The sequence below is a fragment of the Achromobacter sp. 1L-A-4-B-C2 genome (assembly GCF_057291955.1).
In genome coordinates, this window is the sequence record NZ_JBXAWP010000003.1 from 1,031,506 (window position 1) to 1,048,170 (window position 16,665).

11 protein-coding genes are annotated in these 16,665 nt (G+C 66.2%); all 11 read right to left on the reverse strand.

The genetic code is table 11. The annotated features are described in order from the left end of the window. Positions 1-2 precede the first annotated feature (2 nt). The 11 genes from AC0Z35_RS18175 to AC0Z35_RS18225 all read right to left on the reverse strand — a co-directional run bounded on the left by AC0Z35_RS18175 (position 3) and on the right by AC0Z35_RS18225 (position 16,593). A complete protein-coding gene (locus tag AC0Z35_RS18175; RefSeq protein WP_485132176.1) occupies positions 3-3,137 on the reverse strand; it encodes a T6SS effector BTH_I2691 family protein in 3,135 nt (1,044 codons plus the stop codon). Beyond that, positions 3,134-4,141: a DUF4123 domain-containing protein gene (locus AC0Z35_RS18180; protein WP_485132175.1), complete on the reverse strand. Its 1,008-nt coding sequence runs from the start codon at positions 4,139-4,141 to the stop codon at positions 3,134-3,136. Before AC0Z35_RS18180 ends, AC0Z35_RS18175 begins: the two co-directional genes overlap by 4 nt. Beyond that, entirely contained in the window at positions 4,138-6,888 is a 2,751-nt protein-coding gene (locus AC0Z35_RS18185; RefSeq protein ID WP_485132174.1) for a type VI secretion system Vgr family protein, read from the reverse strand. Before AC0Z35_RS18185 ends, AC0Z35_RS18180 begins: the two co-directional genes overlap by 4 nt. A 16-nt stretch (positions 6,889-6,904) precedes the next feature. Continuing rightward, positions 6,905-9,646 carry a type VI secretion system ATPase TssH gene (tssH, locus tag AC0Z35_RS18190; RefSeq protein WP_485132173.1) on the reverse strand — a complete coding sequence of 914 codons (2,742 nt, stop codon included), beginning with the start codon at positions 9,644-9,646 and terminating at the stop codon, positions 6,905-6,907. A gap of 25 nt (positions 9,647-9,671) precedes the next feature. Next, a complete protein-coding gene (gene tssG / locus AC0Z35_RS18195) occupies positions 9,672-10,763 on the reverse strand; it encodes a type VI secretion system baseplate subunit TssG (protein WP_046807639.1) in 1,092 nt (363 codons plus the stop codon). Further along, on the reverse strand, positions 10,727-12,565 hold the full coding sequence (gene tssF, locus AC0Z35_RS18200; RefSeq protein ID WP_104143432.1) for a type VI secretion system baseplate subunit TssF: 1,839 nt from the start codon (positions 12,563-12,565) through the stop codon (positions 10,727-10,729). The genes tssG and tssF overlap by 37 nt, the downstream gene beginning before the upstream one ends. Before the next feature lie 52 nt (positions 12,566-12,617). After that, the gene (tssE, locus tag AC0Z35_RS18205; RefSeq protein WP_046807641.1) at positions 12,618-13,103 is read right to left on the reverse strand and encodes a type VI secretion system baseplate subunit TssE; all 486 of its coding nucleotides are present in this window, start codon (positions 13,101-13,103) and stop codon (positions 12,618-12,620) included. Positions 13,104-13,169: 66 nt separating this feature from the next. Continuing rightward, positions 13,170-13,673, reverse strand: coding sequence for an Hcp family type VI secretion system effector (locus AC0Z35_RS18210; protein ID WP_006226591.1), 504 nt, complete (start codon positions 13,671-13,673; stop codon positions 13,170-13,172). A gap of 45 nt (positions 13,674-13,718) precedes the next feature. Beyond that, complete coding sequence (gene tssC, locus AC0Z35_RS18215; RefSeq protein ID WP_046807642.1) at positions 13,719-15,218, reverse strand: type VI secretion system contractile sheath large subunit; 1,500 nt, start codon at positions 15,216-15,218, stop codon at positions 13,719-13,721. Continuing rightward, on the reverse strand, positions 15,211-15,726 hold the full coding sequence (tssB, locus tag AC0Z35_RS18220; RefSeq protein ID WP_006226593.1) for a type VI secretion system contractile sheath small subunit: 516 nt from the start codon (positions 15,724-15,726) through the stop codon (positions 15,211-15,213). The genes tssC and tssB overlap by 8 nt, the downstream gene beginning before the upstream one ends. Before the next feature lie 72 nt (positions 15,727-15,798). After that, positions 15,799-16,593 (reverse strand): tetratricopeptide repeat protein, encoded by a 795-nt coding sequence (locus AC0Z35_RS18225; RefSeq protein WP_485132172.1) that lies wholly within the window; start codon positions 16,591-16,593, stop codon positions 15,799-15,801. Between the last annotated feature and the right edge of the window lie 72 nt (positions 16,594-16,665).

Consider the following 16,665-nt stretch of genomic DNA (forward strand, 5'->3'; position numbering starts at 1 on the left):
TGTCAATTTTTTGCTTTCACGAGATTGGTGCCATCGCTGCCCACCGGCAACGCGCGTACTTCCGGCATGCGTTCCGGGTCGGGCCAGAACTCGATCTTCAAAAACGCTTCGGTGAAGATGTCGTCGTCCACCAGCACCTCGGTGCGCAGCGTCGCGTAGCCATTGTGAACCTGGAACTGCACCGAATCTTCCCACGGTTTGCCCGTGAATTCGATAGCCTGGCTACGGTCCTTGCGGACCCAGCGCCAGATGTCGGCCCAGCCCGGCCGCGCGCTCAGGCCATCCACATAATCATCAACCTTGTCCATCCACGTCCGGGGGTCGGGCCGACCCGCCACCATCTGCGCCTGCGAGGGCGCGCGCGGTTGCAGTTCCGGGTCCTGCGCGCGGGGCGAGCCCCGGCTGGACACCACGGCCGTCACGCCGGCGCCGCCCAGTTTCAGGCAGTACGCGTAGTCGCTGCTTTGCGTGTAGCCGGGCATGGTCACTTCCAGCAGCAGCCGGTCGCGGCCCGCCACTTCGCCGCTCCAGAAGCCATACCATTGCAGCGTCACGCGCACGCCGAACACCGCGGTGTTGAAATCTTCCAGCTCTTCTTCGCGGGTCGGATACAGCTCGCGGCCTTGCACGCCTTCGAATTCTTCCGCGCGCATGCAGCAGCGCGTATACCAGACCTCCAGCTCGCTTTCGGTCGCGCTGTCGCCCCAGAACTTGAAGTACAGACCGGCCACCAGCAGGCACAACCCCAGCGCGATCCAGCCCCACACCGGAATGCCCAGCAGCACCGTGCCGCCGCTGGTCAAACCCACCATCGCCCCGCCGAAACCGCCCGCGCCCGCCGCCACGCCGGCCGTGCTGAACGCGCCGCCCACGGCGATCACCGCCGTGGCCACGCCGGTCAGGCTGGACATCAACAAGAACGCGGACGACGTGGCATAGGCCCCGCCCGCTTCATAGTTGTGCACGTCGTACTGGTCCTTGGCGTTCATGGCGTTGTTGGCGCTGTCCACGAACGTCGCGGCGGTGGCGAACACCGCGCCCGCCGTGCGGAACGTGGCCAGCCGCAAGTTCAGCCGCAGGTTCATCGTGAACGCAGTGTTCGCGCCAACCCGGGCGCCAATTGCGCCCGTCGTGACTTCAATCGCCACGCTGCCCACCCCCAGCACGCCCGTGGTGATGCCGAACCAGGCCTTGCGTTCTTTTTTCGCATCGCCAAGGGCTTGCGCGGCGTTCAGATCCGACACCGACGTGTAAATCGCCACCAGCGCCATCACCCCCGTCGCGCCCGCGAACTGTGCGTCGCGCGACTTGGCGTACTTGATCAGCCCCGCCATCGGCGACATCGTAGGCGCGGGCAACGCCAGCATCGGCGGTGGCGCGGGCAGGCCCAACGGCGGCGCTGCCGTGGGCGTCGGCCGTGGCCGCCCCGCCGGCGCCGCATTCAGCTGCGCATCGACTTCTTCGGGAATCACGTAGTTGACGGTGACCGGCCGCGAAGCCTCGGATTGCGTGCCGATCCAGCCCGAACTCATGTGCTGGGTTGCGGTGACACCGCCCCCCGCCGTGATCGCCAACGACGGGTTCTTGGAATCCCAGATGATGTTGTGCATATCCGCGATCATGCGCGGCACCGTGGTGGTGTGGCTGCGCACCACCAACACAGTGTTCATGCGCGCCGCCATCGTCATCTGTACGCGCGCCGCCACCCGTTCCGCGATGGGGTCGCGCGCCAGCGTCAGCCGCAACAGCTGCGTCGCCATGAACCGGCCAATGGCCGTGGTGGCCGCGCGCGTCGGCGTCGGCAGTCCCTTCGCCCGGCGCTCCTTGAGCCAGTCGTTATAGCTCTTGATCATCTTGCGCACGGTGGACACCTGCTTGGCCAACTTGCCGCGCGCTTCTTTTTGCAGGAAGGCCAGCAGCTCGCCGTCGTTCGAGGCCAGGCCGCGCCAGATGGCCTCGTACAGCCCGTCCCTGTCGTCTTCCTTCAGCGATTCGTCGATGGCCTTGTGTTCGCTGTGGACCGCGCCCGCGCCGTCCACGCACAGCGCCAGGTCCTCTTCCAGCCGCGCGCCGGCCGCCGCGTCGTTGGGCGAGTACGCTTTCAGCGTCATCCAGAACGCTTCGCGGCCATACCACCACGCCCAATCCTTGCCCGCGCCCTCGATCAGGTCCTTCATGCGGTCGATGCTGGCGCGGTTCTCGCGGATGGTCTTGGTGACCTTGCTCATGTTGATGCGCTGGTGCATCCGCTTGATCTCATCGCCCGACGCGTCCATCTGCTTTTCCAGCCCCTGGATGATCTGCGCCACGCCCACTTCGCGCAGCCGCGTCGGGTCCAGATGGTGTTCGGCCAGTTCCCCCATGCGCTTGTTGCGCCACGTGGAGATGTCCGCCAGCAAGCCGACGGGGTCGCGCAGCGCCAGCACCACGCCGCCCTTGGACGACATCTGCCGCATCTTTTCCGCCATCGCGCCGGCCTTGCCGCCGAAGGTGGACACGGCCGGACTCAGCGTGTTGTTGAACAGCGTCGCGGCGCCGGCGGCATCGCGGAATTCAACCGAATGCGCGGCCAGGTTGGCGCCATCCGCCGTCACGCGGTAGCCGGTGTCGGGCTTGGGATGCCCACCGCCCCAGACGGCGCGCGCATCCAGCTCGACCATGATCTTGCTGCGCCAGCGTTCGTTGCGCGTGAGTTCGCGGCGGATATCGCGCGTCCACCACACGCGCGAATAGCCGACCCACACCGGCCGCGACGCATTGGCCGGCGCTTCCACGTTGATCAAGGCGGATTCCAGGCCATGCCCTTCGCGCGTGCAGGTGAACGTGGGCTGCTCGGACGGACGGTTGTCGTCGTCCACCGGCACCTCTTTCATCTGGCCGGTGGCCGTGGCGGCAAACGCGCGCCAACCGTAGCTGCGGCGCGGGTCCCACACGTACACATAGCCGGCGGTGATGGCGCGCAGCATGTAGGCGCCCTGGCGCATGGTTTCGTAATGCAGCTCGGCATCCGCGTACACGCCGTTGGGCAAATCGTTTTTGCCGCCCGGCACGTAGCCGATCCGCATCGGCAGGATCGGCAAACCCGGCCGGCCGCAAAACTTGCCCTTGCAGGGAAGCGCGTCGTAGTCAGTCGTCATGCTTGTCGATCCTCCGGGGCCTGCGCCTGCCGCGCAAACCTCCACCAATCCTCATCGTCCATGTCTTCGACCGCGCTGCGCAGACGGCCACCCTCTTCCTGCACCTCGCGCAGCAGCGCGGCGAACGACGGCGCACGTTCCAGCGGCGCATCCAGCCGCACGCGCCAGGCTGCGAACAGGGCGGCGTCTTCGTCGTCTTTGATGCCGCAGTCGGCCGCTGCGTCCAGCGCACGGCGTATCGGCTCCAGTGCCGCCGGGCCAACAGTCAGGCCACCCGCGTTCAAGCGTTGCAGCACCGCGTTCACCTGACCCAGCCGCGCCAGCCGGGGCCAATCCGGCGTGGCCGTCTGCATTGGGCCGGGCAAGTCCGGCAACGCCTGCCAGCGCGCGAAACCGTCAATGCTCATCCAGGTCGCGCCCGCGATCCATGACGCGGGCGCGCAGCCCGCATACAGCTCGCTTTGGAATTGCGTCGTGCGCGGGTCCCAGAACCGCAGGATGCGCATGCGACCCTGGGCATCGCGCAACCGCGCGCGCAAGCTCAGCCGCTGCGCCACTTCGGCCAGCGGCAGGTCCGTGGCCAGCCACGCCGACATCGAGCGCGCGCGCTTGATCGCGGGCGCGGGCTGCATGGCTTCGTCGACCGCCAATCGGATGCTGGCATTGACCAGCCGTTCATCGGCGATCTCGTCCGGCACTTCGGCCAGGTACAGAGGCGGCGCGGACGCGCCTTGCGAAAGCAGGTCCACCGACCGCCGCTGCAACCCGGCGCGGGCGATGTCGTCCGCCAGCGGATCGGCCAGCGTGGAATCGCACAGCAGCAGCACACGGCGGCTGGGGCGTGCGTCCAGCACGGCGCGCAGCCCGGCAATGGCCTGTTCGACGGCGGCGTCAGCGCGCGCGTGGGCGGGCGGCGTGGCCTCTCCACGCGCGTCGCCGGACGGGGTCGCCGCGACACGTGATTGCCCTGGCGCGGCGGCCGGTTGTTTCGCAACGGTCGTCATGCCGCCAACGCCCCGCTGCCTGCCGCGTCTTCCAGCGCGGCGGCGCAGCCTTCCAGTTCGCCTTGCGGCGGTTGCGCCGGTCCCGCCCCGCTTTGTGGGCCGACCCAGTTGTGCACACCCGCCTTCAACTCGACCTTGCCGGGCGCGTGCAACTGAATGCCGCCGCCCTCGATACGCATGTAGGCCCCCGCCGCCGTGGCAAGCACCTTTTTCGATGCCGTCACATCCACAGCCCCCTGCGCGGACACCAGCGTTACCGCTTTCTCGGCGATCAGCCGCATGCGCGCCTTCTGGCTTTGCAGGCGCAGCTTGCCGCCGGCCGCATGCAGCCGGATGCCTTGTTCCTGCACCGCCCGGCCGCTGCCGCCCAAGCCCTTGGTGAACAACACCACGCCTTGCGCGACGCACACCGCCAGATTCGCGCCCGCCGCCCAGTTCACGTCCGGCGCCACCTGGCACAGCGTGGTGCCCGCCACCGTGTAGGCGTTGTGCGGCGTGTATTGGCCAATGCCCTTGGGCGCGCTGACCTGGATGTGCGGCTGCGTGTAGGCCGGCACGTTCACGTCCTGCTCGGCCTGCGTGCCTTCGATGATCTTGCGCACCGCGTCCAGCTCCTCCAGCGCGCGCGTCTTGTCCGCATCGCCGGGCAACGCGGCTTCCTGGCGCGCCGCTGCCTTGGACAATTCACCGGCCTGCTCGATGGATTTTTCCATCTGGGTGATGGCTTCTCCGCTATCCAGCAAGCCGCCCGCTGCCCCTTCGCGCTTGTCGGCGCTGATCAGCAAACCTTCACCGGCGCGCAGGGCCAGCGCCTCGCTGGTGGCCAGCTCGGCGCCATGGCCCAGGTCCGACAGCCGTTCGTTGTCGCGCTGCTGCTTCAGGTGGCCCAGGCTCAGCCGGGCGTCCGCCTGCGTGGTCGAAGCCATCAACCGCGACTGCCCCGGTGTGTCGTCCTGCACCAGCTGGTTGTAGCCGCCCATGCCCTGGCCGCTTTGCGCCAGCGCCTGCGTCTTGAAGCCCGACATCACCACGTTGTGCGCATGGCCGTCCTGCGTGCCCGCGAACCATGCGGGCGCATTACCCGTGGCCTTGGCCGCGCCGCCCTGCACCTGATTGTTGGCCGCGTTCTCCGCGCCCGCGCCGTTATATAAAGCGCCCACCACAACGGGGCGGTCGATGTCGCCGTGCAAAAACTGCACCAGCACTTCCTGGCCCAGGCGCGGAATGAAGTGGCCGCCCCAGTCCGACCCCGCCACGGGTTCGGCCACGCGCACCCAGGTGCCCAGCGCGTCCGCCGCCGGGGCGTTATCGTCGCCTGCCGGGTGCGTCTGCCGATTGCTGGACGCGCTGCCGCGCTGCCAATGAAACTGGATCTTGATGCGGTGATCGCGGTCGGTATGGACCGGGTCCTTGGCGCCCACCACCAAGGCCGTTTGCGCGCCGTGCACCGTGGGCCGGGGATGCAGCCGCGCGCCATGGCCGTCGCGCGTGCGGGGCCGGTATTCCAGCGTGGCGGCAATGGCGTCGAAGCGGTTGCGATAGAAGTCGGTTTCGGAATTGCCATCGGCTGGAGTGGCCGCGGTTCCACCCGCGCCCAGGGCCGCTGCCACCGCTTGCCCCAGGCTTTCGTCAAAGTTGTTGCGCGCCTCGTGCTCGATACGCATCACCACGAAATCGCTGCCTTCGCCTTGCGACGGTGCCCAGTGCCCCGTCAGCGCAAAGCGCAAGCCTGGCGCCAGCGTGCGCACCGTGCCCGCGCCCTCGTACAGCGACTGGCCCACGCGCTGCGCAGCCAGCGCGTTGTGCGCCAGGCGGTCACCCTGGTTGCCGTCTTCGAACAGGTATTGGCCGGGGTAATCGGCATCGGCCAGCTCCAGCGTGTTCGGCACCTTGTCATCCACCTGCGCGCTGGCCTGGCGGGCCTGCATGGCGCGGTAGTCCCAGGTGGCCAGCCGCAGCGCGTTGGTGCGCCACGCGCGTCGCTTGCGCCACGCCTGGATCGTGTCCTCGGTTTCGGTGGCGTCAGCGCGTTGGAACTTCACGCTGTCTTGCGGGCCGCTTTTGAAGGCGCCGTTGTGGTCGGCAATGACGACGGTATGCGTGCCCGGCTCGCCGTCGCCCGCCTCGTGCTCGACCCAGTAGAACAACCCTTCCTCGGCCAGCAGCCGTTCGACGAAGGCGTAATCGGTTTCTCGGTATTGGATGGTCAGGCTGCGCTTGGCGTAGACGTCGCGGTCTTTCAATTCCCAGCGCCATTGCGCGGCCACCGCGCCTTGCCCGCTGTAGTCGCCGAACACGCTGTCCACGATGTCGATCACGGACTGGTCCTGAAAGGCATAGCTGTCGCGCCGCTGGCGCAGTAACGCCAGCCACGGTTCAATGCGCAGCCGGTAGCGGGCAAAGCCGCCGTTGGCGCCTTCGAAGCGCGCCTCGGACACCAGCCCGCACCAGACGCGGCGTTCGTCGCGGCCCAAGGCGGTTTGCAATGTCAGCTGCACCGGTTGGCCGATCAGCGTTTTCAACGCGATGTGCGCATCGTCGGACAGCGCATCCACTTGCAAGGCAAAGCCACCGTCGCTCAACTGCTCGGAGCCGTGCAGGCGTTCGGCCAGCAGCTTGTCCGGCCCCAGCGGCGTGCTCAGGTCCAGCAACCGATCCGCTTGGGTAAAGGCTGCGGCAAGCGGGCTTGCGGCAAGCGGACTTGCGGCAAGCGAACTTGCGGCGGCGGCGACAGTTTCTCGGGGCATAGTCGGCGTCTCCCGATCAGCTCATGCGAAAACGGAAGTCGCCGTTCTTGCCCGCGCCCACGCGGATCTTGGCAATGGCTTCGCCTTGCGCCATGCGCCCAAGCACCTGCTCGGCAATCTCGGGCAGTAGCGCTCCGTTCAGAATGTGGTCCACGTTGCGCGCACCGGTGTCCACCTCGGTGCAGCGCGCCAGCACGGCCTCGACCAGGGCCTCGTCCCATTCGAACGCCGCGCGGTGCGTGGCCTGCACGCGGCGCGCGATGCGCGCCAGCTTCAGGCCGATGATGTGCGCCAGCGCGTCGTCATCCACCGGGAAGTACGGAATGGTCTTCATGCGGCCCAGGAAGGCGGGCTTGAACGCCTTGTACAGTTGCGGCGCCAGCAGCTCGGTCAGCTGGTCCGGCGTGGGGCGTTCTTCGGCGGGCTTGTTCAGGCAGGCCTGCATGATGGTGCTGGACCCGACGTTCGAGGTCAGGATGATGAGCGTGTTGCGGAAGTCGATTTCGCGGCCTTCGGCGTCGTCCATCACGCCCTTGTCGAACACCTGGAAGAACATCTCCAGCACGTCCGGATGCGCCTTTTCGATTTCATCCAGCAGCACCACGCTGTAGGGTTGGCGCCGCACGGCTTCGGTCAGCACGCCGCCTTCGCCGTAGCCCACGTAGCCCGGTGGCGATCCCTTCAAGCCCGAAATGCTGTGGGCTTCCTGGTATTCGCTCATGTTGATGGTGATCAGCTTGCGCTCGCCGCCATACAGGATGTCGGCCAGCGCCAGCGCCGTTTCGGTCTTGCCCACGCCCGACGGGCCGACGAACAGGAACACGCCCTTGGGCTTGTCCGGGTCTTCCAGCCCGGCGCGCGCCGTGCGCACGCGTTGCGCGATGGCATGCAGCGCGTGGTCCTGGCCGATCACGCGTTCGGCCAGCATGGGCTGCAATTGCAGCACCGTGCGAATTTCGTCGTTGATCATGCGGCCCAGCGGGATGCCGGTCCAGGCCGAAATAATCTCGGCCACGATCTGCGCATCCACGCACGCGGGCACCAGCGGCTGTTCGCCTTGCAGCGCCCGCAGCTCGTCCATCAGGCCGGCCAGGCGCTGCTGTTCCGGCGTCAAGGCCGGCGCGGCCGCCTTGCGGCGCGAGGCGGAAGGCGCGGCGGTCGCCGCAGCCTTGGCACCGCCTGCCGCAGGTCCGCCTGCCGCATCCTCCATTGCCGTCGTGTCTTGGCCTTGCGCTTCCAGTTCGGCGCGCAGCGCATGGATGCGTTCCACCAGGCCGGTTTCCGCCTGATGGCGCGCCTCGGCGTCCGTCAGCGTCTGCTGCACCGTGGTGATTTCCTGTTCCAGTTCGGCCAGGCGCGATTGCGGCGTGCCGGTGGCGGCCTCGCGGCGCAGCGCGGCCTGTTCGGTGCGCAGCCGCGTCAGCCGGTGACGCGCATCGTCGATCAATGCGGGCGTTGCGCTGCGGCCCAGGGCCACGCGCGCGCAGGCCGTATCCAGCACGCTGACCGCCTTGTCGGGCAACTGCCTGCCGGTGATGTAGCGGTGCGACAAGCGCGCCGCCGCGCTGACCGCCTCGTCCAGGATGCGCACGCCAAAATGCCGCTCCATCAGCGGCGCCATGCCGCGCAGCATCGATGCGGCCAGGGCCTCGTCCGGTTCCTCGACCTTCACAACCTGGAAGCGCCGGGCCAATGCCGCGTCTTTTTCGAAGTACTTTTTGTATTCGCTCCACGTCGTGGCGGCGATCGTGCGCAATTCGCCACGCGCCAGCGCCGGCTTGAGCAGGTTGGCGGCGTCGTTCTGGCCCGCCTGCCCGCCCGCGCCGATCATCGTGTGCGCCTCGTCAATGAACAGGATGATGGGCGACGGGCTTTTCTTGACCTCGTCGATCACGTTCTTCAACCGGTTCTCGAATTCGCCCTTGACGCTGGCGCCGGCCTGCAACAGGCCCATGTCCAGCACGCGCAGCGTCACGTCGGCCAGCGCGGGCGGCACATCGCCCGCCACGATGCGCAGCGCCAGGCCTTCCACCACAGCCGTCTTGCCCACGCCCGCCTCGCCGGTCAGGATGGGGTTGTTCTGCCGCCGCCGCGTCAGGATGTCGATCATCTGGCGGATCTCGGCATCGCGCCCGATCACCGGGTCGATCTTGCCGTCCCGCGCGCGTTCGGTCAGGTTGGTCGTGTACTGGTCCAGTGCGGGCGATGCCGACAAGCCCGGCGCGGGCTGCGTGGCGTCGCCCTGGGCCGGCGCGCCGTCGGCAAAGCCCACCGCCTGCCCCGCCTCTTCCGAGCCCTCGGTCAGCGCCGCGAAGTCATGCTTCATCGCGTCCAGGCGGAACGATTCAAACAAGGGCGAACCGCGCCGCGCCAACTGCGCCAGATCGGGTTCTGTCAACAAGGCCAAGAGCAGATGCCCCGAGCGAATGCGCGTCGTCTGCGTGTCCAGCGAGGCAATCAGCCAGGCGTGTTCAAACAGTTTGGGCAGATGCGCCGAGAACACCGGCGTGCGCGTATTGCCGTTCTTGAAACGGGCGATCTCGGCCTTCAGGTCGGCTTCCAGCGCATCCGTGGGAATGTGGCAGCGGCGCGCAATCATGGCCAGATCGCTGGCGGGCTTTTCCAGCAGCGCCAGGAACAGGTGTTCCAGGTCCACCTCGTAATGGCCCTGCGCCATGCACAGGCTGGCCGCGCGTTCGGCGGCCTGGCGGCAGGTCTGGTTCAACTTCCCGATCAGGGTTTTCAGCGGTGTGGCCATGGATTTGTTCTTCTACGTCGATGGATCAGTGAATCGTGTGCAGTTCGTAGCTGGCGTCGTCGCGGTCGCGCGTGGCCGGTTCGGTGGACAGGAAGGAATTCCACCCCAGCCGCACATCGCCGTCCCCGCCCAATTGGCTGGGCCCGATGCTGTCGCGCGCCAATACCAGGCGCACTTCGTATTCGAAGGTCATGCCGCCAAACATGGTCAGCAGTTTTTCCAGCGCCTGGGCGCGCTCGCCGCCGGGAAGAAAGTCGGCGAAGGCCTGGCGCGACAGCGGGCCGATCCACAGGCGGATCCGCAGGTCGCGCTGCCAGATGCGATCGCCCGCCAGCGCCGACACGCCCAACACCGCGCCGGGCCGGCCCAACTGCGTGCGGTTCTGCGGCGGCACGTCGTACCAACGGCCCACGAATTGCTCCACGCGCAGCGGCACGCCGAAGTAGTCCTGCAACACGCGCTGCAAGAACGGCGCGGACACAGGCCGCTGGCGCGCGGCCGCGGCGTAGTGCGCGACGGATTCGTCGAACACGCGGCCGGCGCCGTTGTGCAAGCGGTCGCGCAGCGCCGGATGGCCGATACCGCCCAGCGCCAGCAGCAATGGCAGGTAGTGGTGATCTTGTTCGGCTTCGTGCCGCAACGGCATGCGGTATTTCTTCCAGGCCGCATAGAACAGCGCCGCGGCGCGATTGGAAAAAATATCGAAGAAGGCGCGCGCGCCCCGGTCGCGCCGCAGGCTTTCGCGGGTGGCCAGCATTTCGGAATAATGCAGCGGCAACGCGCCCTGCGCACCCAGCAGCCCGAAGAACGCGGGTGTCACGTCCACGCGGCCCAGCCGCCCTTCCGACACCGCGGCCCGGCGCGCGGCTTCGTCGGCAAGCACCTCGCCATTCTTGTCATAGGCCACGGCGTCGACGATTTCGCTGGGCGGAAAGCCCAGGCCCGGCGCGTTCGGAAAGCGCAGGTGCACCGGCACCGTATGCCGCGTGCCGCCGCGCTCCTGGCGCGCAAAGCACTGTTCAAGCAGACGCACCGCCTGGAAAAACTTGAAGCGCTGCGGCTCTGCCAGCAGCGCATCCATCACGCTAGTATGGCGTCGCCGTTGCATGGGGGGCATCGTAGAAGTTCCTCTGCGCCACGGCGCGACAGCACCACCAACTGCACGAAGCTGTTGGCGTGCACGTACAGGCCGAAGAATCGGTTGATGACGGCCACGAAGGTGTGCAGGCTGGTGCCCACGAAGTGGTCTTCGTTGACGGTCAGGCGGATTTCAATGCCGCGCACGAAGGTGGCGAACGGCTCGCCCGGCATCCAGTGCGTGGCGGGTTTGTAGTCCAGCCCGACCAGCCCTTCGATCTGACGCGCGGCCACCGCCGAGCCGGACAGGTCGTACAGGCGCAACGTTTCCTTCAGCGCGGGCAAGCCGCTTTGCACCAGCGACAAATGGTTCAGCGCCAGATGCGAAATCAAGCGCCAATGCGCCGCGCGCCCTTGCTGGAAGCGATGGCTGTTGGTGGGACGGCGCAGCATGCGAATCGCACGCGCCACCGTGCCGCCTTCCATGAACAGGTCACCGCCCGACTGCCCCACCGCAATCTGCGCAGGCAGGTCGCGATTGGTGCAGGTCAGGTCCAGGCTCAGCGTTTCGGTTTGTGGAATGGACGGGTCGAAATCGATATCCACAATCGATATTTCGGTTTCGTAGCCGGGGCTGCGTTGCGCCATCGCGGCGTCGCGGCGCATCGTCCAGTAATGCCCCGCCGTCTCGGGCGATTCGCCATGGTGCAGCGAATAGAAGGGCCTGAAATCCACCACGGCATCGCCCTGCGCGTTCTGCCGCACCTGGCGCACCCGGTCAATCGAATAGACCTCGTAGCCGTAGGCGCGGCGGGCGTCGGCCACCACCGGGTACGAGGCCGATGCGTGCGTCACGCGGATCGGGTCGGCCCGCTGCGTGAACAGGTTCACTACGGGCGTGCAACCCAGCCGCAGGTTGTCCGCCGTAATCGATTCCAGCAGGCGCGCGGTATTGGAATCGGCGCGCACGCCCGCCACCGGCAGATGCAGCGTGAACTGGCGCACGGTGCCCAGGTAGGGGCGCAGTGCCGCCAGGTCGATATCGACAAAGTTGAATTTTTCCGAGAAAACAAAATACTCGGCCAGCAGACGATAGGCCGGATGCGAACTGGCCGGAAAGTCGATCAGCGCGTCCTCTTCGGCCAGCCCCACCTGGGCTAGCGGAATCGTGGGCAGACGGTCCCAGCGCCCGGGTTGCAGCTCGACATAAGCCGCCGCCGTGCGCAGGAACAGCGCGTCGCGCAGCGCCGCCACGAAAGACGGTTCGCCGTGCAGATACACGCGCAGCTTGTCCAGCCCCGGCATGCCGAAATGCTGATTTTCGCCTTGGCATCCCAGCGTGACGGCAAAGCGCCCCGTCACGCCCGCCGGCAGCTTGGCCGTGGCCGGCGCGTTGGCGCTGGAAAAATAACCCGCGCGCTGCACTTCGATGGGCGCCAGCGTTACGTCGTACGCGGTGCGAAAGCGGCACGATACGCCGCGCACCGGATGCGATTTCAGTTCCGTGCCGCGCGCCACGCGCACGGCGGCGGACAGCTGCGCGCCGGCCCCGCCCAGGTCAAACTGCGCCACGCTGCACGAAGGAAACGGCCGCAGATAATGCGGGTACATCACCTCGAACAGCGCTTCGGTGAATTCGGGGTAGTCGTCGTCCAGCTTCTTGTTGATGCGGGCGCTCAACAAGGCGAACGATTCGATCATGCGTTCTACGTGCGGGTCTTCGCAGGTTTCGCCCGACAAGCCCAGCCGCGCGGCGATCTTCGGATACTGCTGCGCGAAGTCGCGCGACGACGTCCGCAAAAACCCAAGTTCGCGCTCGTAATAAGGCAGCAATTCTTCCATTGTTGTCTTCCTTTCCAGCGCGCAAGCCGCACCTGCACTACAGATTCATTCTTCAGACCGTGGCAGGCGTCTTGGCCCAACCACGGGTCACGGAGTACTGCAACGTCGACGGCTGCAAGGTGGCGTCAAACGTCACGGGCTCGTGGGCCGGGCCCACGTCCAACATGGCCGTAATCGCAAAATACAGCACCGACGTCGCGCGGCTATCCACCTGCAACATCACCCGAACGTGAGTCAGCCTAGGCTCGTGCCGCGCAATCGCCTGCTCCAGCGAACGGCAGATGAATTCGCGGTCGTAATGGCTGGCCAGGCTCAGCCCGGAAAAATCCGACAGCCCGTAGGTCAGCAACGAACGCTGGCAATTCGGATAACGCCGCAGGTCTTCCTCGGTGAACACCATGCGGGTGTTCAGCAGCGCCTCGATGTCGCGCGCCACCGTTTCCTTCATTTCCTCGATCGACAGGCGCCGAAGCGCGTAGGGCGATTGCCCCTCGCCTTCGAACAGCTTGTCGAACAGGCTCGGCTCGAAACCTTTCATGGGGCCTCACATAAAAAAAGACGGCGACCCGGCTCGGGCCGCGGTCTTTTGCGTGCCCGGCTGCGATCAGACCGAGTAGGTCTTGTCGTTCTTGGTCAGGCTCCAGGCGCCCTGGGCGTTACCGCCCTGGTTGCCGCCCACCTTCTGCTGCGTGTACTTCCACTGCACGGCGGCGTACTTCAGCGAGAACGATTCGTGCGGCAGGCCTTCGGCAACCACCTCGGGCGCAACGCGCGCGATGATCACGTACTTGAGCTTGATTTCCAGGTACTTGACGCGGTTGCCTTCGCCGTCGGCACGCAGGAAGTCGATGGTGACTTCGTCAAAGGTCGTGCCGCCCGAGGCGTGCTGATACAGCAGCGGGCTGACCACGTCCAGGTCCTTGGTAAAGACCATTTCGCCATGTTCGGTACGTTCGGCGGTATGGCCACCCGAGGTCGAGGCGGTAGCGGAACGCGGCTGAATGATCTCGTGACGCCACGAGCTGACTTCGATCCAATCCGGGTGGTCCTTGTCTTGCGATTCGCCCTTGAGCGCCGGATTGCCGAACTTGACGTAGATGTCCTTCATTGTTGTAAACCTCTTTGAATGGATGAGTTGTCAGTGCAACGACGATCAGGATTTCTGAGCCTGCGCCGGCAATTCGGCAACCAGGCGCAACGAGATCGAGAGTTCGTCAAGCTGGAAATGCGGCCGCAAAAACGCCACGGCCCGGAAGACGCCAGGACGTCCAGGAACCTCGGCCACCTGCACCGAGGCTTCGCGCAGCGGGAACTGCGCTTTTTGTTCCTGCGTCGCGTTGTCGTCCAGCAGCACGTACTGCGACACCCAACGATTCAGGAAACTCTCTACGGACTGCGCCGACGCAAAGCTGCCGATCTTGTCGCGCATCATCGCCTTCAGGTAATGCGCCACGCGCGATACCGAGAAGATGTATTGCAGCTGCGCCGACAACACCGCGTTGGCGTTGGCGCTGTCCGTGTTGTATTTCTTTGCCTTCTGCACCGACTGCGCGCCGAAGAAGGCGGCGTAGTCCGAGTTTTTGCAATGCACCAGCGGGATCAGGCCCTGGTCGCTCAGTTCTTTTTCGCGGCGGTCGGTAATGGCGATTTCCGTCGGGCACTTCAGCGCGATTTCGCCGTCGTCCGTCTTGAAGGTGTGCGTCGGCAGGTTCTCGACCAGGCCACCGCCCTCGACGCCACGGATGGCGGCGCACCAGCCAAAGTCCGCGAACGCGGCCGTCAGGCGCGCACCGAACGCCCAGGCGGCGTTGCACCACAGGTACTTGGAATGGTCGGTGCCGTCCACGTCTTCAACAAAGTTGAAGCCTTCGACGGTGGTGCCTTCCACGGGGTCGTACGGCAAGCGGCCCAGAAAGCGCGGCATGGTCAGGCCGACGTAACGCGAATCTTCCGAATCGCGGAAGCTGCGCCACTTGGTGTATTCCACCGTGTCGAACACCTTGGCCAGGTCGCGCGGGCGACCCAGGTCGGCAAAGCTGTCCAGGCCGAGCAGCTCGGGCGAGGCCGACGCGATGAACGGTGCGTGCGAAGCGGCGGCCACGTGCGACATCTGCTCGATGAAGTACATGTCCTCGGGCTGGCGCGTGATTTCGAAGTTGCCGAGCAAGGCGCCAAACGGCGCGCCGCCGAAGGTGCCGAATTCTTCTTCGTAGACCTTCTTGAACATCAGGCTCTGATCGAAGTCGATCGCAGTCTGGAAGTCGCGAACCAGGTCGCGCTTGGTGGTGTTCAAGACCTTGATCTTCAGCATCGGGCTGGTGTCGGTCTCTTGGCACAGGTAGTGCAGGCCGCGCCAGGTGCTTTCCAGCTTCTGGAATTCCGGGGCGTGCATCACTTCGCTAAGCTGCGCCGAGATCAGGCGGTCAAGCTCGGCGACGCGCGCGTCCAGCATGGCCGACAGGTTGTCGGAGACGACCACGGTGCCCTTCATCACTTCGCGCACCAGCTCGCCGATGATGTCCTTGGCGCGGTCGTGTTCGGCGGTGGACTTGGCCACGCGGCTTTGCTCGACGATCTGGTCCAGCAGGCCGCTTTGGCTGTCGGCCGATGCGGCGGCGGTGGCGCTGTTCTGTGCGGCGGCGGAATTACTCATTGCGGCCTCCCTTGTCGGTCTCGCTGGTCAGCTGTTGCAGTTTTTCGGTGCTGGTCAGCACTTCGCCCAGCAGGTCTTCCAGCTTGTCGTTGCCGGCAAGCTTGTTGCGCAGGTCGGCCAGCTTGGTGCGGATATCCAGCAGCTCGCGCAGCGGGTCCACCTGTTGCACGACGGCTTCCGGGCGGAAGTCCTCGATGGAGCGGAACTTCAGGTCCACGCCGAACGTGCCGCCTTCTTCGGTCAGGCTGTTCTTGACGCGGTAGGCGGCGCGCGGTTCCAGGCCGCGCATCACGTCGTCGAAATTGTCGACGTCGATGTTGACGAATTTGCGGTCTTTCAAACGCGGCAGTTCGGCTTCGGACTGCGCGCTGAAATCCCCCACCACACCGACCACGAACGGAAGTTCCTTCTGTTCGATGGCGTCGCCCTTCTCAACGTCATACGTGAGCTGAACGCGCGGCGGACGGACTTTCTGCAGTCGTTTCTGAACGCTTTCTTTCTTGGCCATGGAAGGCTCCGTGCAAAGGATCGTGTCTATCGGTCAGCCGTAAGCCGCATGGGGCGGCGCACGATGAGGCGGTTACTTGGTAAGCAGGTCGCCGAACGGATTCGGCGCGCGGTTGGGCTGCTGGGCGGGCGAAGTAGAAGGAGTTTGCGTAGCGGGCTGGCGGCCGGGTTGCGCGGCGGGTTGTGCAGCGGGCGCGGCGCCAGACGATGCGGCTTGCGAACCAGGCATGCCGGCGGGCATACCGGCTGCGGGCGTACCGGCTGCGGGCGTACCGGCTGCGGGCATACCGGCTGCGGGCGTACCGGCTGCGGGCGTACCGGCTGCGGGCATACCGGCTGCGGGCGTACCGGCGGCAGGCGCGGTCGGTTCCACCTTGCGCGGCTGACGCGGGCGCGGCGGCGGGCGGCGGCCTTCCGGGAACAACACGTCCTGGCCCAACGTTTCGCGCATCGAGGCGGCCAGCGCCACCGCGTCGGCGCGGGCATTGCCGGCCAGCAACGCGTCGGCACGCAGGTCGGCCAGTGATTGCATCGCCACGCGCAGCCCGCCCACGGCGCGCACCGTCTTGGCCACGAAGTCGTCCGGATCGCGGCTTAACGTTTCATCGGCGGCCACGATGGCCTGGCCATATTTCTGTTCGTCGAAACGAATTTTCGCGATGTAGGACCACGGTGCGCCCTGCGACGGATTGCGTTGGGCGATCTCTTCGAATTGCGCGACGGCCTGCTCCGCGCCCTTCTGCGCCAGCGTCTTTTCAGCGGCGGCCATGGACTGTTTGTATTCCGCTTCCGACTGCGGTTTTACCGACGCACAACCGGCCATCAAAGCGACGACGCCGGCGACTACGACGAGGCGGGAAAAGGGCATGTTTTAAGCACCTAGCAGGGGTTGTAACTAGGGGCCGTATTTCAACAACCTTTTGTTAGCGCGGCGCTACAG

Bases quoted from the DNA above. Each gene is read 5' to 3' on its own strand.
- AC0Z35_RS18175 (WP_485132176.1), bottom strand. From the start codon at position 3,137: ATGACGACTGACTACGACGCGCTTCCCTGCAAGGGCAAGTTTTGCGGC.
- AC0Z35_RS18180 (WP_485132175.1), bottom strand. From the start codon at position 4,141: ATGACGACCGTTGCGAAACAACCGGCCGCCGCGCCAGGGCAATCACGT.
- AC0Z35_RS18185 (WP_485132174.1), bottom strand. From the start codon at position 6,888: ATGCCCCGAGAAACTGTCGCCGCCGCCGCAAGTTCGCTTGCCGCAAGT.
- tssH (WP_485132173.1), bottom strand. From the start codon at position 9,646: ATGGCCACACCGCTGAAAACCCTGATCGGGAAGTTGAACCAGACCTGC.
- tssG (WP_046807639.1), bottom strand. From the start codon at position 10,763: ATGCCCCCCATGCAACGGCGACGCCATACTAGCGTGATGGATGCGCTG.
- tssF (WP_104143432.1), bottom strand. From the start codon at position 12,565: ATGGAAGAATTGCTGCCTTATTACGAGCGCGAACTTGGGTTTTTGCGG.
- tssE (WP_046807641.1), bottom strand. From the start codon at position 13,103: ATGAAAGGTTTCGAGCCGAGCCTGTTCGACAAGCTGTTCGAAGGCGAG.
- AC0Z35_RS18210 (WP_006226591.1), bottom strand. From the start codon at position 13,673: ATGAAGGACATCTACGTCAAGTTCGGCAATCCGGCGCTCAAGGGCGAA.
- tssC (WP_046807642.1), bottom strand. From the start codon at position 15,218: ATGAGTAATTCCGCCGCCGCACAGAACAGCGCCACCGCCGCCGCATCG.
- tssB (WP_006226593.1), bottom strand. From the start codon at position 15,726: ATGGCCAAGAAAGAAAGCGTTCAGAAACGACTGCAGAAAGTCCGTCCG.
- AC0Z35_RS18225 (WP_485132172.1), bottom strand. From the start codon at position 16,593: ATGCCCTTTTCCCGCCTCGTCGTAGTCGCCGGCGTCGTCGCTTTGATG.